This is a genomic window from Ulvibacter litoralis (assembly GCF_900102055.1).
Lineage (GTDB): Bacteria > Bacteroidota > Bacteroidia > Flavobacteriales > Flavobacteriaceae > Ulvibacter > Ulvibacter litoralis.
Genome location: NZ_FNBA01000003.1, coordinates 496644 through 519472, shown reverse-complemented (window position 1 = coordinate 519472; position 22829 = coordinate 496644). Strand labels below are relative to the sequence as shown.

Annotated in this window: 25 protein-coding genes; 19 read left to right on the top strand and 6 right to left on the bottom strand. The window is 31.6% G+C overall.

The features are described 5' to 3' along the window. Window positions 1-7: 7 nt before the first annotated feature. Complete coding sequence (locus BLQ00_RS12465; RefSeq protein WP_093144629.1) at window positions 8-424, top strand: hypothetical protein; 417 nt, start codon at window positions 8-10, stop codon at window positions 422-424. Between the two features lie 237 nt (window positions 425-661). Then, the gene (locus BLQ00_RS12460; RefSeq protein ID WP_093144628.1) at window positions 662-1291 is read left to right on the top strand and encodes a porin family protein; all 630 of its coding nucleotides are present in this window, start codon (window positions 662-664) and stop codon (window positions 1289-1291) included. A 25-nt stretch (window positions 1292-1316) separates the two neighbouring features. On the opposite strand, the gene BLQ00_RS12455 is transcribed toward BLQ00_RS12460, so the two are convergent. From BLQ00_RS12455 to BLQ00_RS12430, 6 genes are all read right to left on the bottom strand, one after another. Further along, window positions 1317-2720, bottom strand: a complete 1404-nt coding sequence (locus BLQ00_RS12455) for a hybrid sensor histidine kinase/response regulator (protein ID WP_093144627.1) — start codon at window positions 2718-2720, stop codon at window positions 1317-1319. A gap of 11 nt (window positions 2721-2731) precedes the next feature. Further along, window positions 2732-3127 (bottom strand): response regulator, encoded by a 396-nt coding sequence (locus BLQ00_RS12450; protein WP_093144626.1) that lies wholly within the window; start codon window positions 3125-3127, stop codon window positions 2732-2734. A 13-nt stretch (window positions 3128-3140) separates the two neighbouring features. Continuing rightward, entirely contained in the window at window positions 3141-4760 is a 1620-nt protein-coding gene (locus BLQ00_RS12445; protein ID WP_189342875.1) for a sensor histidine kinase, read from the bottom strand. A 155-nt stretch (window positions 4761-4915) separates the two neighbouring features. After that, window positions 4916-5380 (bottom strand): hypothetical protein, encoded by a 465-nt coding sequence (locus BLQ00_RS12440; protein WP_093144624.1) that lies wholly within the window; start codon window positions 5378-5380, stop codon window positions 4916-4918. Window positions 5381-5414: 34 nt separating this feature from the next. After that, entirely contained in the window at window positions 5415-7769 is a 2355-nt protein-coding gene (locus BLQ00_RS12435; protein WP_093144623.1) for a TonB-dependent receptor plug domain-containing protein, read from the bottom strand. Further along, window positions 7750-8289 (bottom strand): YfiR/HmsC family protein, encoded by a 540-nt coding sequence (locus tag BLQ00_RS12430; RefSeq protein WP_093144622.1) that lies wholly within the window; start codon window positions 8287-8289, stop codon window positions 7750-7752. The genes BLQ00_RS12435 and BLQ00_RS12430 overlap by 20 nt, the downstream gene beginning before the upstream one ends. Before the next feature lie 559 nt (window positions 8290-8848). Here BLQ00_RS12430 and BLQ00_RS12425 point away from each other — a divergent pair. The 17 genes from BLQ00_RS12425 (at window position 8849) to BLQ00_RS12340 (ending at window position 22736) form a co-directional block, all read left to right on the top strand. Next, on the top strand, window positions 8849-9241 hold the full coding sequence (locus tag BLQ00_RS12425) for a hypothetical protein (RefSeq protein WP_093144621.1): 393 nt from the start codon (window positions 8849-8851) through the stop codon (window positions 9239-9241). Between the two features lie 625 nt (window positions 9242-9866). Next, window positions 9867-10289: a hypothetical protein gene (locus tag BLQ00_RS12415; protein ID WP_093144619.1), complete on the top strand. Its 423-nt coding sequence runs from the start codon at window positions 9867-9869 to the stop codon at window positions 10287-10289. A gap of 74 nt (window positions 10290-10363) precedes the next feature. Continuing rightward, window positions 10364-10927, top strand: a complete 564-nt coding sequence (locus tag BLQ00_RS12410; protein ID WP_093144618.1) for a Crp/Fnr family transcriptional regulator — start codon at window positions 10364-10366, stop codon at window positions 10925-10927. 138 nt (window positions 10928-11065) lie between these two features. Next, window positions 11066-11884: a type 1 glutamine amidotransferase domain-containing protein gene (locus BLQ00_RS12405; protein ID WP_093144617.1), complete on the top strand. Its 819-nt coding sequence runs from the start codon at window positions 11066-11068 to the stop codon at window positions 11882-11884. Then, a complete protein-coding gene (locus tag BLQ00_RS12400) occupies window positions 11885-12277 on the top strand; it encodes an ACT domain-containing protein (RefSeq protein ID WP_093144616.1) in 393 nt (130 codons plus the stop codon). 7 nt (window positions 12278-12284) lie between these two features. Continuing rightward, a complete protein-coding gene (locus BLQ00_RS12395; protein ID WP_093144615.1) occupies window positions 12285-12611 on the top strand; it encodes a DMT family transporter in 327 nt (108 codons plus the stop codon). A gap of 263 nt (window positions 12612-12874) precedes the next feature. Next, window positions 12875-14368 carry a serine hydrolase domain-containing protein gene (locus tag BLQ00_RS12390; RefSeq protein ID WP_093144614.1) on the top strand — a complete coding sequence of 498 codons (1494 nt, stop codon included), beginning with the start codon at window positions 12875-12877 and terminating at the stop codon, window positions 14366-14368. 132 nt (window positions 14369-14500) lie between these two features. Continuing rightward, window positions 14501-14806, top strand: a complete 306-nt coding sequence (locus BLQ00_RS12385; protein ID WP_093144613.1) for an ArsR/SmtB family transcription factor — start codon at window positions 14501-14503, stop codon at window positions 14804-14806. Window positions 14807-14856: 50 nt separating this feature from the next. Continuing rightward, window positions 14857-15093 carry a thioredoxin family protein gene (locus BLQ00_RS12380; RefSeq protein ID WP_093144612.1) on the top strand — a complete coding sequence of 79 codons (237 nt, stop codon included), beginning with the start codon at window positions 14857-14859 and terminating at the stop codon, window positions 15091-15093. Between the two features lie 67 nt (window positions 15094-15160). Next, window positions 15161-16138 (top strand): permease, encoded by a 978-nt coding sequence (locus BLQ00_RS12375; RefSeq protein WP_093144611.1) that lies wholly within the window; start codon window positions 15161-15163, stop codon window positions 16136-16138. A gap of 78 nt (window positions 16139-16216) precedes the next feature. Then, window positions 16217-16657, top strand: a complete 441-nt coding sequence (locus BLQ00_RS12370; RefSeq protein WP_093144610.1) for a thioredoxin family protein — start codon at window positions 16217-16219, stop codon at window positions 16655-16657. A gap of 85 nt (window positions 16658-16742) precedes the next feature. Beyond that, on the top strand, window positions 16743-17639 hold the full coding sequence (locus tag BLQ00_RS12365) for an FAD:protein FMN transferase (protein WP_229792638.1): 897 nt from the start codon (window positions 16743-16745) through the stop codon (window positions 17637-17639). Beyond that, entirely contained in the window at window positions 17636-17848 is a 213-nt protein-coding gene (locus tag BLQ00_RS12360; RefSeq protein WP_093144608.1) for a DUF4266 domain-containing protein, read from the top strand. The genes BLQ00_RS12365 and BLQ00_RS12360 overlap by 4 nt, the downstream gene beginning before the upstream one ends. 13 nt (window positions 17849-17861) lie before the next feature. Beyond that, window positions 17862-19178 (top strand): DUF3570 domain-containing protein, encoded by a 1317-nt coding sequence (locus BLQ00_RS12355; RefSeq protein WP_229792639.1) that lies wholly within the window; start codon window positions 17862-17864, stop codon window positions 19176-19178. A gap of 529 nt (window positions 19179-19707) precedes the next feature. Further along, window positions 19708-20796 (top strand): efflux RND transporter periplasmic adaptor subunit, encoded by a 1089-nt coding sequence (locus BLQ00_RS12350; protein ID WP_093144606.1) that lies wholly within the window; start codon window positions 19708-19710, stop codon window positions 20794-20796. Continuing rightward, a complete protein-coding gene (locus BLQ00_RS12345; RefSeq protein WP_093144605.1) occupies window positions 20793-22052 on the top strand; it encodes an ABC transporter permease in 1260 nt (419 codons plus the stop codon). Before BLQ00_RS12350 ends, BLQ00_RS12345 begins: the two co-directional genes overlap by 4 nt. Then, window positions 22053-22736 (top strand): ABC transporter ATP-binding protein, encoded by a 684-nt coding sequence (locus BLQ00_RS12340; RefSeq protein WP_093144604.1) that lies wholly within the window; start codon window positions 22053-22055, stop codon window positions 22734-22736. Window positions 22737-22829 lie beyond the last annotated feature (93 nt).

Below are 22829 nucleotides of genomic sequence, written 5' to 3'. Positions count from 1 at the left end.
TACTGCATTGGAAAAAAAATTAAAATCTCTAAAATACCTACCAAAAATATGGGCGGCAATTGGATATTTAACAATTTTAATCTTTTCATTTGTATTATTTTTCGGTAGAAATATTCAGACAATACGAATAGAATTTCTTTTTGTTAATCTTCCAGGTTTTTATACTCATGTTTCAAACTTCTCATTAAGTTTAATAATTTTTGTGACCATAGGGTATATTGGATTAATGATGGGTTCAACATTAAAACACCTAACAATGATTGGAGTTATAATTGGTCTTATAAATCTAGTTATTGAATTTTTTATTTCAATTTTAAATACTGCCGACAAAATTGATGCTGTTTATGGAGTATTTGGAGTATTTTTAGGACTGATATTTCTATTTTCGATACAAAAATGGGGACTGAATAAAAATGAATTATAAAAAAATAGCACAATCATAACACTTGTGGTAATAACATCGGAATCCTTACAAATATTTAACGATATTGAGTATTGAAAAAGAACCTAATGCATGCCTTTTTTTAAGCTTCCTTAAGTTTTTTTGAAGAAGAATTTAGAATAACATAAAGAATACGTCGCTGCTACCCCACGCATAGTAAAAAATAAAATTATTGTTGAACAAACCCGCTGCAAACATTTTTAAAAACAACTAAAAGAAATGAGAAAAACCGCCTTACTAATTGGAATTTTCATAATATTATTTAGTTCAAAAACAATAGCTCAAACTGAATTTGGAGCTAAAGCTGGTTTAAATTTCTCTAAATATTCTGGATCACTTTACTTAGCTAAGTATCAATTCAAGATGGGGTTTTACGCGGGTGGATTTGCTGCTATTAATATAAATGAAAAATTTAAAATACACACAGAATTACTGTTTGCACTTCAAGGTTCTAATTTTCTGATTAAAGAGGTTACAATTAGAGAAAGTCCTTATGAAATTGCTAAAGTTGGCGATTTTAAAACTAAAATTACAGAAACAACAATCTCAGTTCCATTAGTAGCACAATATTACTTAGCAGATGGAATTTACTTTGAAACTGGACCACAAATGGGACTCATTTTAAAACAAAAGGAAAAAGTGATTAAATCACCAACTGACGACCCTGAATTTAATGCTACCATGGATTTTGAAAACAACACTTTTGATTTCGGTTTAGTAGTTGGTGCAGGATATGAATTGAATGAGGAGTTAACTTTAAACTTAAGATATTACTTTAGTACAATTGAGCATAGCGTACTAGAAGTTAAATCAGCAGTTATCAATTTAGGACTAGAATATGAATTGTAAAAACCATTTACAGGAAAACAAATAATTAATTTTGAATCTTTTTTAGCGTTCTATCATCATCTTTATAGCTACCAATAAAGATATCTCTCGTTATATTTTTAAGAGGTAAAGAGAAAAAGAAGGTACTACCTTCACCTAGTGTTGAATCTACCCAAATAATACCATCTAAAAGACTAACTAGCTTCTTTGCAATGGTAAGTCCTATACCAACACCTTCATGGAGCCTATTAAATGAACCGTTAACTTGAGTAAATCCATTAAAGATTAAATCTTGGTGACTTTTGTCGATACCAATTCCATTGTCAGAAACAAAAAAAGTAATTCGCGTTTTATCTTCTTTTTCACAAATCTTAAACCCATAATTTATAGTACCTGTTTCTGAAAATTTAACTGCATTTTTCAAGAGATTTACTATAATATGTTTTAGTTTAAGCTCATCCGTGTATATTATTAATTTCTTATACTCTTCCGGAACAGTTAAATTAAATCCTAAATGTTGTTTCCCTAGGTCTTTTTGATAGATTTCCATTGATTTGTGAATTTCATCCAGAAAATTAGTCAAATCAACATCTTTCATAATCACCTTTTCTTTACCAGATTCAATAGAAGATATTTTAAAAAGATCATTAATAAGTTTTAATAAATGGTCTCCACTTTTATTTATAATTTGCACATACTCTAGAATTTCTTCCATAGATGAATCTCCTTCTATTAAATCAGAGAGTCCTATAATAGCGTTAAGTGGTGTTCTTAACTCATGAGACATGGTTGCTAAAAACTCAGATTTTAGTCGGTCACTTTCTTCAGCCTTATCTTTAGCTTCTGATAGTTCTAAAGTTCGCTCTTTAACTAGATTTTCAAGGTTATTTCTATATTTTTCAAGTTCTTTATTTTGAGTCGTAATTTCAAGTTGCTTTTCTAAAAGCAATTTATTTTTATTGTTTAATTCTCGTGTACGTAACTTAACTTTTTGCTCTAAGGATGTACTTAGTTCTATTAATTCTTCATTTTGAATTTTAAGCTGATTATCCTGTTGGTAACTTTTAAGAGCCTGTTTAACTGTTAAAACAAGGTCATCAGTATGCCAAGGTTTGGAGATGTATCGATATAAACCCGCATAATTTATTGAATTTGCGACCCCTTCAACCGTAGCTTGACCTGTTAGTAATATATTTAATGCATGAGGTGATTGTTCATGAATTTTTGTTAGAAACTCATCCCCTTTCATGACTGGCATCGCATAATCTGCTATCACAACTTGAATTTCATAATTTAAGTCTAGTAAATTATGAATAGCCTCTAATGCTTCAACCCCTGATTCTGCTGTTTCAATAATATACTTATTACCGAAAGCATTTTTTAGTTCAGTTTTTAAGCTATTTAGAACTATTTTTTCATCATCGACACAAAAAATTACGCCCGTTTTCATTCTTCCTGTTTTTAATTAGTAGTATTCCCGGAATCTATACAAGAAAATAATTCAGATTGAATCCATGGTTTTCGAATACATTTATATAAACTAGCTTCTTTTTTACTTTTTTCAATCGAATTAGAGTCGGCTTGGCCTGTTAACATTATTTTTAATGTTTTTGGATATTTATTATGAACTTTAATCAAAAACTCATCTCCTTTAATACCAGGCATCAACCAATCGCTTATAATTATCAATCTTACTGTAAGATCCATCATTATCTCATCAATAATCTCAAGGGCCTCAACAGCACTCTCTGCCGTTTCATATAAAAATGAATTACCATAATTTCCCTTTAATTGCGCTTTAATACTATTTAATATGATTTTCTCATCATCGACACATAAGATTACTGTTTTCTCCATAGTATTGTTCTTATTATTTTGTTGATTCTTCCTTTCTATTCATTATAGGCAGATAAACATTAAAAGTTGTTTTACCGGGCTTACTTTCTACTTCAATTTTCCCTTTATGCTTTTCTATAATTCGTTTTGAAATATCCAATCCTATTCCGGTTCCTTCTCCAGTGGGTTTGGTGCTAAAGAAAGGATCAAATATTCGATTTATTTCATCTTTTGGAATACCTTTTCCACTGTCAGTAATTGAAACAACTACCCAATCTTTTTCTTTATAAACTTTAATATCCAACTTACCATTTAACTCCATGGCATAAATGGCGTTGTGAAGTATATTAGTCCATACCTGATTTAGTTCGTCATAATAACAAAGAATTTTTGGTACTTTCTCATAACTTTTAGAGACTTCAATACCTTGCTTAATTTGATTGTTATACAGCGTTAAAATGTTTTCAATACCTTCAGTTATATCTGCTAACATTTGCTCATCACTGTTATTAATTCGGGATGAATTTTTTAAAGCAAAAACAACCTTTGACGCTCTTTCAGCAGCAAACTCTATATTTTCTGTGCTTCGTTGTAGACCAGTAATTTTATATGCGATTTCTAAAATTTTATCGGCATCTTCATTTTGTAAAAGATCCAAGTATTTTTCAACATTTTCAACAACCATCATATCTACAAAAGTATCTGCAAAGGAATAGGCATTTTTTATATCATGGTTTTCAAATATTTCTGCTATCTTTTTTTTGAAAACTCGTTCCTCTTTGGAGGTTAACATATGTCTGTTTTTGAAAGAGTCTTCCATGAGTGATAAAAATTCGTCCCTCAGTTTTTTCGGCAATTGATTAATGAATATAGGATACTCGTTTAATACAAAATTTAAAGTGTTTTTAATATTTCCAATTGAAGAACGAATAGCTCCAAGAGGCGTATTTATTTCATGCGCAACGCCTGCAATTACTTGACCAAGTGCAGCCAGTTTTTCTGAATTAACAAGTTTTTGTTGTGTTTGTTTTAAATTACCTAATGTCTCAGTTAATTCAGTTGTTCGTTGCTTTAGCGACTCTTCACGTTCATAAATTTGTAGAAGCATTTTATTATATTCATCAACTAACACACCTATTTCGTCATCTCCTTGCTTTTCAACTCGCAATTGATAATTCCCTTTTTCTGAAATTTCTTTAGTTGCTTTTGTTAAATGTATTATAGGTTCTGATACTATTTTTTGTAACCAAACAGCAAGTATATAATTGACCACAAGAAGGCCAACTAAGAGCAACAACATAGTTATTAAATAGTTTCTGATTTTTAATGATAATACTTCAGTAGAAACTCTCAAATAAATGGAACCTACTTTTTTGTTTTCAATATAAATAGGTCTGTAAACGTTTAAATAATTTGCATCAAATTTCTCCCAAGAATCAGAATTATTGGTATTTGAAATTAAAACTTTCTCTCCATTTTCATAATAATCTGCAAATATTTCATTTTCATTATTGTAGACAATTCCAACATCTACAGAAGGTATGTTTTTTAGTTTTTCAAGAGTTTCTACGGCATTTTCTGAAACATCGAAGTCAAGTGAAACAGCACAATACTCCCCAATTAAATTAGCATTAATGATGGTGTTATTCTTCATGTCCTCTTTAAAATTAGCAATATTGCTAAAGATGACATACGCTAAACCTATTACAAGAGAAGACAATGATACGAGCTGAATCACAAGTATCATCTTAACTTTTATAGATAGGTTTTTAAACAACATAATTTTACTGATTTACGTAAAAATCCCGACTATTTAAAAGTCATCGTTACCGTGTAAATTGTACCTTCAAAAGGCATGGTAACAGAACCTACAATTTCGGAGCTTGTAATTGACTTTATTGCTATTGAAGAGTATCCTATATCACCAACCAATGGAATAGCATAAATTAATGTTTCTCCAAAGATTAATTCAGTTTCATCTGAATTAAAAGCCCAAGTGGAATCTAAAATAAGGTTGTTTGAAGCGTTTCTTACAAGTAATGTACCGTCTGAATTAAATGTAAAAGCATAGTCTTTTGTTTCATCAGTTTCAAACAACGTTATATCTGTAATCTCTACTCCTGCATAAATTATGCTAGGTGAAAGCATTTTACTTTCTATCACCCATGTTTTAGAACTTAACATTTCGGAGGCCGATTGCGAATCGTCTTTACTGCAAGAAGTTACACCAAGTATTAAGCTAAAGATTGTTATTAAAAAGTATTTGTTTTTCATAAGATTTGGGGATTAAAATTATATTTATTTAATATTAATATTTCCATTGAAGGCCTAATAATACAATAGATCCTATATTATCGGCAAAACCATATTCTCGGTGTTCTCCTAGTATATTTTTTGCAGTAATATTTATTAAAGCATGTTTATTTAATTGATAAGAAGTTTTTGCATTTAAAACCAAGTTGGTTTTTATATCCATTTGCGATTTATCCTTTTCAAGATTTTCTATATCACTTATTTGATAATAATTATAATTTGCAAATTCATGTTGTGAGTATATATAGCCATCAGTATTAAAACTCCATTTATTATTAGGCTTATAGTTTAAAGTAAAGCCTCCAAAAAACGATGGTGTTGCATCTTCACTCCATTGTGTAGGATTTGTTGTATTACTTAATGTAGTTGTTAAAATATCTCCTGTAGGACTAAAATCAAATTGAATATTTGTTAATTCAACATCAATATTTTTTCTGCCAGATATATTCGTTTTTTGGTAATTACCAAACACCTTAGCTTTAAATTCATCACTAAAATCATAATCTAACGTAAAGCCTAAACCATATTGACTAGCATTTAAATTATAATTTTCAAATTTAACAGTACCATCAGCTCTTATAGACAATACAGTTCCTGGATTTCCAAGATCATCAACCTCTTGCACCGTTGTATAATCGTGGTATACATTTGGATTTACAAAATTATCCACTTGCGAATAAAACATCTCAAGATCTAAACTTAAACTATTCGTTATTTTAGTTCTCCACCCTATTTCACTACTTGTGATAGTGGGATATTTTAAATCTTTTTGTCCTTTAACATGTAAAGTTACAGGCACTGTTATAGGACCTGGCGCACCATCAACTATATGATCATAATTTGTGGTAATACTACTGTTTAAATAGGTATCGAAAAAGAAAGGTGACTTTGAAGCTTTAGAGTGTACCGCGCGTACTAAATTATTTTTATTAATACGGTACGTTGAAGCTACTTCATAATTCATGAAATAGTGTTTATTAAACCCAAATTTATCTAATCGAGCAGCACCTATCACTCTAAGTTTTGCAGTTGGCTTCCATTCGGTAAGCATGAATGCTGAATAAGAAAAAGTTTCTCTTGACTCATCCTTAAATTGATATTTAAGCTCATTAAAACTAAAGCTTTCATTATAAGTAAATGGGCTATTATATGATAAATATTTATAGTTAATTCCGGGTCTAATACTAATTGTTTTAAACTCTTTAAAATACTCTAAATTACCTTCAATATTAGTAAACTTATAAGAATTGAATTTATAATTATTTTCATCTTTTCCAGAATTAACAGTAAACTGTCCGCTTACGTTATCATGCTTTATTTTTGCATTTAAATAATAGCTTTCCGATTCTGTTTGAGATAAGGGTGTCGCTATATTTAAAAATCCTGTTCTTTGACTTTGAGACTTTTGAGCTCCTAAGGCAATGTCTATATTAGAATTTACTCCATAATTATGTGTAAAAAAGATATTACCTCCAGCTCTTCTTAGGCTAAGATCTTCATCGTAATAAGCATCAAGTTCCTTTTGATAGTCATTAAACATCCATGGCTCATTCGCGCTTATATCCTTTACAGGTGTTACAAACAGGGTTAAACTATCTACCCCTACATAATCTTTTCTTATAAAATCATAATATTCACTATCAAAACGATAGCGTTCCGAAAAATTACCTGAGAAAGATAACTTTGTTTTATCATCCCAATTATATCCAATATTTACACTAGCATTTTTAGCTTTATTAGTTCCCAATTGACCATTAACAGTAATGTTTTTTCCTTTTTTATTTGCATGAGAAGTGATAATATTAATTACTCCTGTAACAGCATTTGGACCATATAATGCAGATGCAGGACCTCTAACAACTTCAATCCTTTCAACATCATTTAAGTCGACAGGTAATGTTTCCCAAAATGTTCCACCACTAAAATAACTATATACAATTCGGTTATCAATCATAACCAATATGGTCGTATTATAAGACAATGTTAAATACACATTTTTTGTAATATCATCATACCCTCTAATATGAATATCATAATTACCTGGTGTAATTTCTCTAACAATTAACCCTTGAGACAAACGTAGGGCTTCAGGAATACTGGTGACACCAGAGTTACTTATTTCTTCCTTACTAATAATAGTGGTAGATAAAGGTGTTTCAAATAAATCTTCAGGATGTTTAGAAGCAGTTACAACTACATCAATATCCAACAACTCTTCAAGAGTCATTTCATTATAAATTTTGTCTTTTTGTGCAAAAGTTTTAAAGCATAACAAAGATGTTATGATCATAATGAATAAAAGTGTTTTTCCCTTAAAATTCATAACTGCTTTATTTAAAAATTTTTCCAATCCTCAATATATCTGAAGAAAATGATTGACCTTCCATATCTAACGCTGTTAAATTCACCAATATCTTGGGTTTACTATTTTCAATTCCAAATCCGAGTGAAATATCACCTTCCTCTACAAGCCTAGTTGATGCAGTTACAGATAGAATTTTATTTGCCCTACATATTTTAGAATATCCCTTGATGCCTTCCATGAAATACACAACATCAAAAGCAGAAATGTTTTGCTCTAAATCTTTAGGAGTTATTGCTTTAACAACCATAGAACCTCCAAGTCCTTTAATAAAGTCATCTTTATCTACTAAAGAATTAGCATCGTAAACAACTAACATTTTAATTGGTCTATTTTGAGGAATTTGAGGATTGTATTTTAAAACCTTGGTTAATAGTGCCGCCTGAATATTTTCTGGAACAGAAATTTTTTGAGCATAAACTGAATTACCCAGACCTACAAAAATGCAGATAATAGCTAATTGCTTAGCTAGGAAGATTATATTTTGGAGTAACTTTAAGTTAAACATTAAGTAGGTATCAGTTCTGACTTTAAATTCAAAAATTCGGGCAAATTAAATGAATTTCTTGTTATTACATCGTGACTTTTATCAAGTTACTAAATTTATAAATTATGCATTGGAAAAAATAGACAATGAGAACCATCATCGAATAATCTCTGATTATTACTAGATTTATTAAAAATCTTACAGTTCTTTATTTCTGCGAGAAAAAGAGATGTGAAGAGCGTCAAAAAGAGGCTTTTGTTGGGTTTCATTTGGGGCTATTTAATGTCACATTCATCTATACTAAGTCTAAAATTAAAACCTAAAATATTTGAATACTAAAAGTAATTCCGACAAAAATAAACATTTTATCTAATATATAGTCCTCATGTCGATGTTTTTACAATTGTATGATAAATATCCTTTTAACATTTTATATGATATTTATGTGTATTGTGATATCCAAAAGAATTAATTTAATTTTGAGTTTCGGCTTCAAAAAAGCTATAAAAAGCGTTATAATATTTGTAATAACAAAAGGAGAAATAAGAATCTAGAACTATTAATTTTACCAGAAACAAAAATGAAACAGAGAAAAGGCAATCTATTTCAGTATTACACTAAAATGCTGATAATAACAACAATAGCAAGCTTTGTTTCTTGTACCGAGCTACGAAAAAATGGCATTGAGGTTATTATTGTTAATAATTCAAGTCAAACATTAAAGGATATAAATTTTTATACTTCGGAAAAAGCCGCACTTTTATTAATAAGCGATATTAGACCTAACCAAAAAACGGAGCGATTTTATTCGATGAATAATCATAGAATTGATGGAAGTTATATCTTAGAAATTACTAAAAATGACAGCATTTTTGATATAATCGATAGTGGATATTATAGCAATGGATTTTCAACGAATGAAACTGTAGTATATGATGTAAGGAATGATACTGTATTCGTAGAGTACAAGTAAAGATGCAACAAATCTCAACGATACTGCGCTGCAAATCACTCTTAGTTACCCTTAAAACCATCCGCTGATTTAATAATTTTTGTAAACCTATTTAATTCTTCGTAACCACTTTTAAATGTAGGATTTGACTCCCTGTTATTCTATAAGCCTTCTTATTTCTGATACTATCCCTGAACTTAGTTATTGTGGAAAAGCAGATGACATAAAAGTTCCTAATCCACATTTTGGCTGTATTGTAGACACCATCACTTTTACAGATATAAAAGATAGATTAGAAAAAACAGAATATAAGGTTTGCATGGAAACCTTCATAAAGGATCAAAACGAAAAAAAATAACAACAAACAATGTTTATTCTAAATCACAGTAACAATCCTTTAGAATTTAAAAGTTTTAAAGTTGAAGAAGACATTTTCAGATAACAAGTACGAACATACACAGCGGTTATTATTCGCCACAATATGATGATTTAAGAACGCGATTCATAAGAAATAAAACAGAGCTAATTCAAAAATTAATAAAAGACTTGTGGTTTTTATATAAAACCTATCAAACCAGGTCGTTATTTCACTAAAATTAGCGTTAAGTTACTTATCTTTAGGATATATCAAATTAATCTTAGTATTATGAATCTAGATATTAAACCTCCAAATTCTTTTTGGATTGTGGCATTTTCTGCTCTTTTTTGGAGTATAATTGAAATTTACTTCAGTTCATTTGAAATAGAATTTTTACAGCAAAATTTGACCACGGAAGAATTTGAGAAAATGCTGTCGCTTCCTTTTTGGTATATCATTGTATATATGATTGCTTTGTTTTCTGAAATTATAGGTATTTTTATGCTTTTTATTAGACAAAAAATCGCGATTAAATTTTTTGGTGTCTCATTAATTACGCTACTCTTTATAGAATTCTATTGGCTATTTATTATCGATATAAAAAAAACCTCAGCATTATTTTCTATTATTATTCCTATAGCAGTTATTGCCATAGCAACATTTCTGTATTTCTACAGTAAAAATGCAGTTAAAAAAGGGTGGATTAAATAGATAAGAGAAATTTAATTTTGCCATTCAATTACCGAAAAAGAATATCTTAATTAAACTGAATAATAAACAATTGAATGGAAATAGACGAAATTATTGATACGATATATCCCCTGACAAGTACATCAAAGGACTTAATAAAAAAATCGATACTTCAAACTAAGCTTCCAAAAGGACATACTTTGTTTAAAGCGAATAAAATTGAAACGAGAATTTATTTTATCAAAAAAGGAATAGCAAGAGCATATGCGTATTCAGAAGATAATCAAATTACTTTTTGGTTTGGTAAAGAAGGTGACCCCATTGTTTCCATGCAGAATTATGTAAATAATCAAAAAGGATATGAAGATGTAGAGTTATTAGAAGATTGCGAACTCTATGAATTAAAAACTGAAAAGCTTCAAAAACTATTTTTAGAAGACATTCAAATTGCAAATTGGGGTCGTAAATTTTCAGAATTAGAACTCATCAAATCGGAAGAACGACTTATCTCATTACAATTTAATACCGCAACCGAAAGATATTTAGCACTTCTCAAAAACTATCCTAGCATCATTCAACGCGTACAATTATCTCACATAGCATCGTATTTAGGAATTACACAAGTTAGCCTAAGCAGGATTAGAGCGAAATTAAAATAAATTTCTTTTTTATCATTTGTTAAATAGTTTCTTCAAAATGTTTAAGAATTTTGCGCTATACGAATAGTATTTATTAGAGATATTAAAAGCATCTTCTAATAAAGAATAATCTAAAACCAATTTTAAAATACATTAGATATGTCAACTACGACAAAAATTAAAACCATATTTTTTCTTTTCTTATTTACAACTCTTCTTATAAGTTGTAACAATAAGAACAACTCTGAAAAACCTAAAATAAACACAGTAACTACAGAAAGTAATCAGTTAAAAAAAATATTATTTGTAGTTACAAGCCATAGTGAAAAAGGAGATACAGGAGAGAAAACGGGTTACTACCTCGGAGAAGTTTCTCACCCTTGGGATGTATTGCATACTGCTGGTTACGAAATAGATTTTGTAAGTCCGAAAGGAGGAAAAGCACCTGTAGATGCATTTAACATGAATGATTCTATCAATAAGAAATTTTGGGATAACGACTTGTATCGCAACAAAATTGAAAACACAAAAAAACCGAATGAAGTAAATCCAAAAGACTATGTAGCCATCCACTATGCTGGAGGTCACGGAGCCATGTGGGATTTTGCAGATACTACAGAATTAGCAGAAATAGCAAAACAGATTTATGAGAACAATGGTGTTGTAAGCGCAGTATGCCACGGACCTGCTGGGCTTGTAAATATTAAATTAAGTGACGGATCCTATCTCGTAGCTGGTAAAAAAGTAAATGCATTTACCAATGAAGAAGAAATAAAAGTAAAATTAGAAAATGTAGTTCCTTTTTTACTAGAAGATACATTAAAAGAGCGAGGCGCTATTTTTGAAAAATCAGATCCTTTTACAGAACACGTTGTTACTGACCAAAGATTAGTAACAGGTCAAAATCCACAATCGGCTCATAGTGTTGGAAAAGCGACCTTAATAGAACTGCAAAAACTCAACAAAAGCGTTCAATAAATGACTGGAGAAAAAAATTTAGAAGTTCTTTTAAAGTCAATGAAACCAAAACTCAATTTAGGTGAATTTGTATTTTGTAAAACAAAAAATTTGGAGCAACTCAATTTGAGCCAAATCATTATGACTTTTAAAGAAGAAGAAAGCATTACTATTATTGCTGAAAAAGAAATCGCAGACCAACTAGATTTAGACTATTCATTTGTGGCTTCCTGGATTACACTTACGGTCCATTCTTCCTTAGAAGCAGTAGGATTAACAGCGGCTTTTTCTAATGCGTTATCTAAAAACGGAATTAGTTGCAATGTTGTTGCAGCGTATTATCACGACCATATTTTTGTCGATAAAAAGAACACCGACAAGGCTATGGAAGTTTTGAATGCATTTTCGAAATAAAGAACGAATGAATTGGATACTATTAATAATTGCGGGGCTTTTTGAAGTAGCCTTCGCCGCATGTCTTGGAAAAGCTAAAGAAGCAGCAGGCATTGAATCAACATATTGGTACATAGGATTTGTAGTTTGTTTAGGAGTCAGTATGGGACTTCTTTTAAAAGCAACTCAACAACTACCAATTGGTACAGCATATGCGGTCTGGACCGGTATTGGTGCTGTTGGAACAGTTCTGATTGGAATCTTAATTTTTAAAGAACCTGCAACATTCTGGCGACTATTTTTTATTTCAACATTAATCATATCAATTGTTGGGCTGAAAGTTGTTTCGCATTAAACGGTCTGAAAAAAACAAAAAACTCCCCCCACTAACGCATACTAATCATTGTTCTTGAGGTTACTGGAAATATATTCATTGTAAATATTTCAATATCTTGGTTTCTTATAATATTCGAACTCTGTTGCCTTACTGAGTCTCAAATAACTCTGTATAATTTGAAACTTAAAAGAGAAATCTAAACTTTCTGTCGTTGGTATTACAATGAACAAACCATAATAATTATTATGTAATCCCTCTGCATCTGCCTTGAAAACCACTCTATGAATAAACTTCTATTAATCCCAATTTTTGTGATTCTAGCATTTAGTTGCAAAACAAATTCTATTATTTCTACTGAAAAGACAGTGGATCCTATTGAATATTCAATGGATAATACTGCAAAGTTGATTTTGGATAATCCTGAAATCAATTCTATTTCAATTGGAGTTTATAAGGATGATACTACATATACAAAGTATTATGGCGAAATTGATAAAGGAATAGGCAACAAAGCAAATGACAACTCAATTTTTGAATTAGCATCTGTAACAAAAACATTCACTGCCTACATAACAGCACAAGCAGTATTAGAGGGAAAATTAAGTTTAGATGATGATATTAGAAAATACTTGGATGGTTCTTATTCTAATCTAGAATTCGACAATCGTTCTATCCTTATTAAAGATATTCTGACCCACACAAGTGGAATGAAAAGAACGCACTTTTCTAAAGTTTTGTCAAATATGTTTTCGATCGATGTGACTGAAAGTGAACGAAAAGCAATTACCGAGTACAATGAAACAGACTTCATTAGGGACTTAAAAGATTTCAAACTAGAAGTTATTCCAGGGAAAAAATATGACTATTCAGGTTTTGTAGCGCCAGAATTATTAGCCATGATTTTGGAAAAGGTGTACCAAAAACCCTATACAGAACTTCTAGAAGAATTTATACTTGAAAAAGCTCAAATGAATCATACTTCAATGCACGTTGCAAATGAAGATAAAAAGCATGTCTTAAATGGATATACCAATAACAATCAAAAGGTACAACCACTACAAACACCATTAACCGGTGCTGGTGGCGGATTAAAATCTACAGTTCCAGATATGTTAAAGTATATTAAATTTCTTCTAGAAAAGGACAATCCTGTAGTCGAAGAAATGAGAAAGCCTCTATTTTACGATGAAAATGAAGATGACGAATACGGATATTTTTGGATGGTAGATGGCGATGACCTTATGTTACTTAACGGTGGAACAGGAGGAAGTGTAAATTGGTTGATTTTATTGCCAAATATGAATAGTGGTTTTACTGTTTCTTTTAATTATAATGGTGATAGCGCTGGTGATTTAATTAATACAATGGCTTCATTACTCATCACAGACCTTTTAAATTATCCTACAAAAAATGCTTCTTACCTGATTAAGAAGTACATATATGAAACACCTGATAATTGGGTAGAAAAATACCAACAGCTAAAAAAATACCACGGCAAAGCGTATAATTTTGATGATGGTTCTTTGTTAAACAATTTGGGGTATGAATTTCTAGAAATCAATAAAACTAAAGAAGCCATACAAGTTTTTGAATTATTGGTTTCTGAATTCCCTGATTCTTCTAAGGCGTATGATAGCTTAGGGGAAGGTTACTTCCTTACTAAACAATACAACCGCTCTCTATCTAATTATAAAAAATCACTTGAATTAGACCCAAAAAGCAAGAATGCCATTGACATGATTAAAAAATTGGAACTAATAAAAAGTAACGAATAAAATTGCCTATTCCATTGTATAAGTCAATACAAAAGATAAAACAACTGTTTATCCACACCTATAAAAATATTTAAAATGTGATAAATGTCACATTTCACTCCAAATACCCATCGTACATTTACGATAATAAAAATGAAAAGAAGTTTAGAACAAATAGAATATAAGGAAGATACAGAGGCATTGGCAAAATTTGCTAAAGCGCTAGGCCACCCGACTCGTATTGCCATTTTAAAGCATCTTGAGAATCAATCGTGTTGTTTTACTGGAGATTTGGTTGACGTATTGCCAATTTCTCAATCAACAGTTTCACAACATTTAAAAGAATTAAAAAATGCAGGTTTAATTCAAGGCGAACTAAAACCACCAAAAATAAAGTATTGTATAAATCAAGAAAACTGGAAAATTGCGAAAACGTTATTTCAACAGTTTTTTGACTGATATTTTTTTCTAATCTAATCGTCTATTGGCGATAAACAAATATACTAGTTATGACCAAAGTAATTAAAATTTTAGGAACAGGTTGCCCAAAGTGCCAATCAATGACAGGTGTTGTTAAGGATGTAGTTTCAGCAAATAACATAGACGCAACTATTGAAAAAGTTGAGGATATAATGGAGATTATGAAATACAACGTTATGTCCACACCAGCCTTGGTAATAGATGAAGTGATTACAATAAAAGGTAGAGTGCCTTCAAAAGATGAAGTATTGACTCTTCTAAACTAATTCAACTCAACTATGAATTATCATATCAAGGTTTCATCCCTATTAAGAATTATTAGTGTAATAGAAAATGTTTGATTGGATACAGAATATAGCAGATTGGTTCGTCTATGATGTTCTGGATTTAAGCAAAGGACAACATTTAGCAGAAGCATTAAATTTCTTTATTTATGACACTACAAAGATTCTAATCCTACTCTTTGTTGTCATCTTTTTTATGGGAATCGTGAATAGTTATTTCCCAATAGACAAGGTTAAAAACTATCTATCAAGAAATAAACTATACGGATTGGAATACTTAATGGCAAGTCTTTTTGGGGTAGTAACACCTTTCTGTTCTTGTTCTTCAGTTCCTTTGTTTATTGGTTTTGTGAGAGGTGGAATCCCTTTAGGTGTCACGTTTTCATTTTTAATTACATCTCCCCTGGTGAATGAAGTGGCTATCGGACTTTTTGTTGGCTTGTTTGGAATTAAAACAACCCTTATTTATGTGATTAGTGGTATTTTATTAGGAACAATTTCAGGAGTTATCCTTCAAAAATTAAAACTGGAAGGATTTCTAACACCTTGGGCTAAAGAAGTTTTAGAAAATGCTCAAAGAGATCAAGACATATTTCAAGCAGAAAATCAAACCTTTAAACAACGCTTACCAATTATCTGGGCTGAAGTCATTAAAATCCTTAAAGGCATCATCCCTTATGTAATTGTTGGAATTGCAATAGGTGGATTAATGCACGGATATATTCCTGAGGGATTTTTTGAAAAATATATGGACAAAGACAACCTTTTTGCTGTTCCTATCGCAACAATTTTGGCTGTACCAATGTACTCCAACGCATCAGGCATACTTCCTGTAGTTCAGGTATTGGTTGCCAAGGGAATTCCGTTGGGAACTGCAATCGCCTTCATGATGGGAGTTGTTGGTTTGTCGTTACCTGAAGCAATGCTCTTAAAAAAAGTAATGACCTTAAAATTAATTGCCATCTTTTTTGCTGTGGTAACACTTTGTATCATCATATCAGGGTATTTATTTAATCTCATAATATAAAACAATTATATAATACAACCGTTGATAGGTATTGCTCTAATTGTCGACTATATATTTAATTAAAAGCAAAAGAATAATATGAAAAGAATAATTGTGGCGCTAACAGTAATGATTCTAAGCATGAGTACAACAGTTGCTCAGGAATGGCAAACAGATATTTTTACTGCTAAAGAAATGGCCGCTAAGGAAAATAAGCCCATTATATTGGTGTTCCAAGGTTCAGATTGGTGTGCACCTTGTATTAAACTAGACCGAGAGATTTGGAGTACAGACACTTTTAAAAAGTATGCAGCGGAAAATTATGTTATGCTGAAAGCTGATTTCCCTAGAAGAAAAAAAAATGCATTGTCTGAAGCACAAACAAAAGCGAACGCATTATTAGCCGAAAAATACAATAAACAAGGGTATTTCCCATTTGTTGTAGTACTTGATGCTAATGGCAAAGTATTAGGAGAAAATAGTTACAAAAAAACAACTCCAGAAAATTATATAAAAGAATTAAACGCTTTTACAAAGTAATTTGAAACATCTAATCACTTTATTACTAATATTCTCATTAATAGATTGTACAGCACAACAATCTTATAAGAGAACGCTCAAACTAATGGGAAGTCGGTTTGACATTACTGTTGTAGCAAACGACTCTATACAAGCTAACAAACACATTGACAAAGCAGTAGCCGAGATTTCAAGAATTGAAACCTTAATTTCATCTTGGGATGATAATTCTCAAACATCAGAAATTAATCGCAATGCAGGAGTTAAGCCTGTTAAAGTGGATATAGAATTAATTGAATTAATTGAAAGAGCTATAGGGATTTCAAAATTGACCGATGGCGCCTTCGATATTAGCTATGCTTCTATGGATAGAATTTGGAAGTTTGATGGTAGTATGACCGTAATGCCTTCCGAAGAAGAAATAACTACTTCCGTAGAAAAAGTGGGGTATCAAAACATTGTTCTAGACAAAAAAAATAGAACTGTATTTCTGAAATTAAAAGGAATGAAAATTGGCTTTGGTGCTATTGGAAAAGGCTACGCTGCCGATAAAGCTAAAACATTACTTATTTCTGAAGGGGTACCGTCTGGAATTATTAACGCTTCTGGCGATATGAATACTTGGGGAAAACAACCCAATAATGATGATTGGAAAGTCGCAATTACCAATCCAATGGATAAGAATAAAGTTTTTGCCTTGCTGCCAATCACGAATGGAGCGGTAGTAACTTCTGGAAATTACGAAAAGTATGTGAATTTTAACGGCAAACGGTACACACATATCATTGATCCACGAACAGGATATCCCTCTACTGGAATTATAAGTGTAACAGTATTTGCTCCAAAAGCAGAATTGGCAGACGCCCTTGCAACTTCCGTATTTGTTATGGGAAAAGAAGCTGGTTTAGATCGCATTAATCAATTACCGAAAATAGAATGCATCATCATCGATGATACAGGAAATATTTTGAAATCAAAGAACATAGAAATAAACAAATTATGATTCAAAAGTTTATATATACTACATTAATAATAACTTGTTTTAGCAGTTGTGTTGTGGTTAAAGAATACGAAAAAGTAACTATAAATGACCCTGACATGGCATTATCAGATAAAAAATGTGACCGAAATGTGACCACTATGCATTCCTATCGCGAAGCAGCTGTAGGAGCAAATGGAGGGAAAACTGGAGGAGGCTGCGGCTGTAACTAATAAAACAATAAAATTGAAAAAAATAATTTTAATAGTATGTGTATTTGCTTTTGCTAATTCATTTGCACAAACAGCACAAGACACTACCAAAGTTTATAAAAAACGTGTATTAGAAACTACTGAAGTAGATTTTCTAACAAGTTACTATGCTCAAGATGGAGATAATGCTGCTGTAAGTGGCGGAATTGGTACTGAAGAACTAACAGACATTACAGGAACATTTGTGGTTTCAATTCCATTAAATGACGATGATGTATTAACTATTGATGCAGGAGTTTCCGCTTATACCTCAGCTTCATCAAGTAATGTAGATCCTTTTGATGATGATAGCCCCGCAGATCCGTTTCAAGCGTCTTCTGGTGCTTCTAGTAGTGACACTTGGGCGAACTTAACAGGAAGTTATAGCCATAGCTCAGATGACAGAAATGATATTTGGTCTGCCAAAATAGCTATCTCATCAGAATACGATTATTTTTCAGTCGGTGTGGGAGGCAGCTACACTAAATTATTTAATGAAAAGAATACGGAGTTAAGTGTAAATACAAATGTATACATCGATACCTGGAATTCTATTTACCCTTCCGAATTAAGACCGTTTGGAGAAAATGGTAATGGATTAAATAATAGTTTATTTACGCAAAACACGATTACAGGTAACACAAATTATACTCCTAGATTTAACGAATTTCAAGATGAAGGACGTAATTCTTATTCTTTAGGTTTGGGGTTCTCACAAATTCTTCACAAGAACCTACAGGGTTCATTAGCACTAGATTTTGTACAACAGCAAGGTTTATTATCTACACCATTTCAAAGAGTATATTTTGGAGATGTAGCAGATTCATTTATTGATAATTTTCAACTAGCAGATGCTATTGAACGTTTGCCAGATTCAAGATTAAAAGTAGCTGTTGGAGGACGATTAAATTGGTATGTGAATGAAATACTTTCAGTAAGAACATTCTATCGTTATTATTATGATGATTGGGGCATTAATTCGAATACGGCTAGTATTGAAGTGCCCATTAAAATTACCGGCAAATTTACTTTATATCCATCGTATAGATTTTATAATCAAACAGCTGCCGATTATTTTAGACCTTATGAAGGCGCTTTAACTACCGATGAATTTTACACCTCTGATTATGACCTTTCTGAATATACTGCAAACCAATTTGGCTTCGGAATCTCGTACACCGATATTTTTGCAAAAGCACATATCTGGAAGCTTGGTTTAAAAACTATTGATTTAAAGTTTTACCAGTACGATAGGGACACATCATTTAGTTCAAGTATTATTACAGCAGGATTTAACTTTGTAATGGATTAATAGCACTAAGAACCTTCTCAGTTAAGGCATTGCTCATTCATTACAGAACTACATAAAACCTACCTAAAAGCAAACTCACTCGCCTTTCTACGTGAAGTGTTGAGGCTGCGCAGTCCTGAATAACTTCGAGACTAGTTTAAGAATAAAGCTCGCACTGTTGCCAATTACCCACCATATTAGGCGAAATAATGGTACAACTCACTCTTGTAACAGGTTTGAGATACAACTGAACTAACTTCCTAAAGTTGATAATTATCATTGATAAGAATGTTTCCCCCCTTTACATTTGTTATAACAGATAAATAGTAGAAAGACATTTGAAGAAACTAATGGAATAAAATATATGCTATACCACGTATGTTTTCTTTTTCTTACTTCTGAACTTTTAGAAAATATTCAATTGTGAATCAGATAATTCAGTCTTATGAAAATTACGTTGCGCTTGTCTTGCTGAATCTTACCAGATGTAATCATACCGAATATATCAAATACTGTAAATCTAATTGCATGAAAATAAACGCTAAGTCACATGAACAATAAAGCACTTTTTCTCTTTTCAATATTAATTTCCGTAGTGATAACATCGTGTGCTAACAAAAGTGTATCGATTACACCAGAAATTAAAAACATTACTGAAAGTGTGTATGCGTCAGGATTTATTAAAAGTAATAACCAATATGAAGTTTTTGGGAAGACAAGTGGTACTATAAAAAAAGTATTTGTAGAAGAAGGAGCAATTGTTAAAAAAGGGGATCCTATTTTTCAATTGGACAATAGCAATTTAAAGTTATCTACGGAAAATGCTCGTCTCGCCTCTGCTTCTGCTGATTACAAGAAAAATTTCAATAAACTCCTTGACGCAAAGAATGCGATTGAATTGGCTAAAAAAAATCTAATAAATGATTCTATACAATACCAAAGGCAAAAAAATCTATGGAGCCAAAATATTGGAAGCAAGGTAGAATTTGAACAAAAAGAATTGAGTTATCAAAACTCAAAAGTGGAATTATCTAGATCGAAATCGAACTATCAAGATCTTGAGCGACAACTTAAATTAGCTTCAGATCAAAGTAAAAACAATCTAGAAATCGCTAAACTAATGGAAGATGATTTTATTATTAGAAGTGAGATAGATGGTGTAATCTACAAGATTAACAAAGAAAAAGGGGAATCAATTAATACGCAAGAGCCAGCTGTTATTATTGGGACAGAAGAGTTCATTATAGAATTAAGTATTGACGAGTTTGATATTGTAAAAGTAAAAAAAGGGCAGCGAGTAATTATACGAATGGATAGCTATCAATCTCAAGTTTTTGAGGGAAAAATCACAACCATTTACCCTATGATGAACAGTAGAACGCGCTCCTTTCAAGCAGAGGCTATCTTTATTAAAAATCCGAATGAGCTCTACCCCAATTTAACGGTAGAAGCAAATATTGTAATTAACACGAAACAAGATACCTTAACCATCCCTAGAAATTATTTGTTAAATGATTCAACCGTGATATTAGAAGGAGGCACACTTCAAAAAGTAGAAGTTGGTCTAATGGATTATGACCTTGTAGAAATCAAAAGTGGTATCGACACAACGACTTTAATCGAATTACCACAAAAATGAAAATAAAGCATCTTACTGAAATTGCGATAGCACTAATGCTTGCTAGATGGAAACAAACCCTTGTAGCCGCTATTGGGGTTACGTTTAGTATTGCGCTTTTTGTGACACTTCTGGGCTTCATGGAAGGATTGAATCAGTTACTGGATGGTATCGTTTTAAATAGAACACCACATATTCGCTTATACAATGATATTAAGCCTTCTAAAATTCAACCTATTGACCTAAGCAAAGAATTTAAAGATTACCATCATTTTATAAGTTCCGTAAAACCTGTAAATACACGGAAAGAAATTTACAACGCTCAGCAAATAATTAATAAGCTGGAAACAGATGACCGTGTCGCAGGTGTAGCTTCAAAAATATCGGCTCAAGTTTTTTACAACCTCGGAAATATTGACCTGAACGGAATCATCAACGGAATCGAAGTAGATCAGGAGGCGAAGCTTTTTGCATTTGGCGATTACATTATTGAAGGAAATTATCAAGAACTAGACATTGTTTCAAACAGTATCATCCTTGGGCAAGGAGTTGCCGACGTTATCAATGCTGAATTAGGTGATATCATAACTGTTACTTCTACTGAAGGAGAACAGTTTTCCTTGAAAGTAATCGGTTTTTATGAATCCGGTATATCAGAAATAGACAAAGTACAAAGCTTCGCGAGCTTGGAAACTACCCGGAAATTACTCGGAGTGAGTAGTAATTATATAAGTGATATTCAAATAAAGCTGAAAGACTTAAACATGGCTCCTAAATTAGCTGCTGAATATGAATCGCTTTTTAGACTCGACGCTGAAGATATTCAAACGGCCAACGCCCAATTTGAAACAGGAAGTGGTGTACGTTCCATCATTTCATACGCTGTTGGAATCACCTTATTAATTGTTTCAGGTTTCGGAATTTACAACATACTCAACATGCTTATTTATGAAAAAATGGATACGATAGCGATTCTAAAAGCCACCGGATTTGCAGGAAGTGATGTAAAAAAAATATTCATCTCGATATCTTTGAGCATTGGTGTTGCAGGTGCTGTTGGAGGTGTAATAATTGGTTTTTTAATGTCGTTAGGTATTGACGCAATCCCTTTTAGCGCCCCTTCCCTACCCGCCGTAGAGACCTATCCTATCGATTATGGACTACAGTACTATGCGGTTGCCATAATTTTCGCAATGCTCACTACCTTTTTAGCAGGATGGATGCCAGCTAGAAAAGCTAGTAAAGTTGACCCAGTAGAAATTATAAGAGGAAAGTAAATGGAGAAAAAAACGATACTTGAAGCACGCTCTATCTACAAATCATTCTATGATCCAGTGAAAATTGATGTTTTAAAAGATGTTTCCTTTCGCTTAAATAGTGGTGATTATGCTTCCATCATTGGTCGATCTGGGAGTGGAAAGTCAACCTTACTTTATATTCTGTCAACCATGGACACAGATTTTACAGGGGAGCTTTTGTTGGATGGAATTAGTGTTCGCAAAAAATCAGAAAAGGAACTTGCTGCTATAAGAAATGAAAAAATTGGTTTTGTATTCCAATTCCATTATTTGCTCAATGAATTTACTGCCTTAAAAAATGTAATGCTACCAGGTTTCAAACTAAACAAACTGAGCGAGGAAGAATTAGAACATAATGCTTATGAATTATTAAAAGATTTAGGCATTGAAAAGTTAGCTAAAAAAATGGCAAACCAGTTGTCGGGTGGTGAAAAACAACGTGTTGCTATAGCTAGGTCTATGATTAATGATCCTCTAATTATTATGTGCGATGAACCTACCGGAAACTTAGACACTAAAAACGCTGATATTGTTTTCAATATATTTAAAGAGCTTACAGAGGTCTATAATAAAACACTATTGGTGGTAACTCATGATTTAGATTTCGCTGAAAAAACTGGGCGAATTATTGAGCTTCAAGATGGAAAAGTGATAAGAGAATGATTCAATTTAATAGAAAAGAATGGGTGGAATTAATTAACTATCTTAGTATTAAGTAAATTAAATTACACTGATCTTACTGAATCTCACAAAACA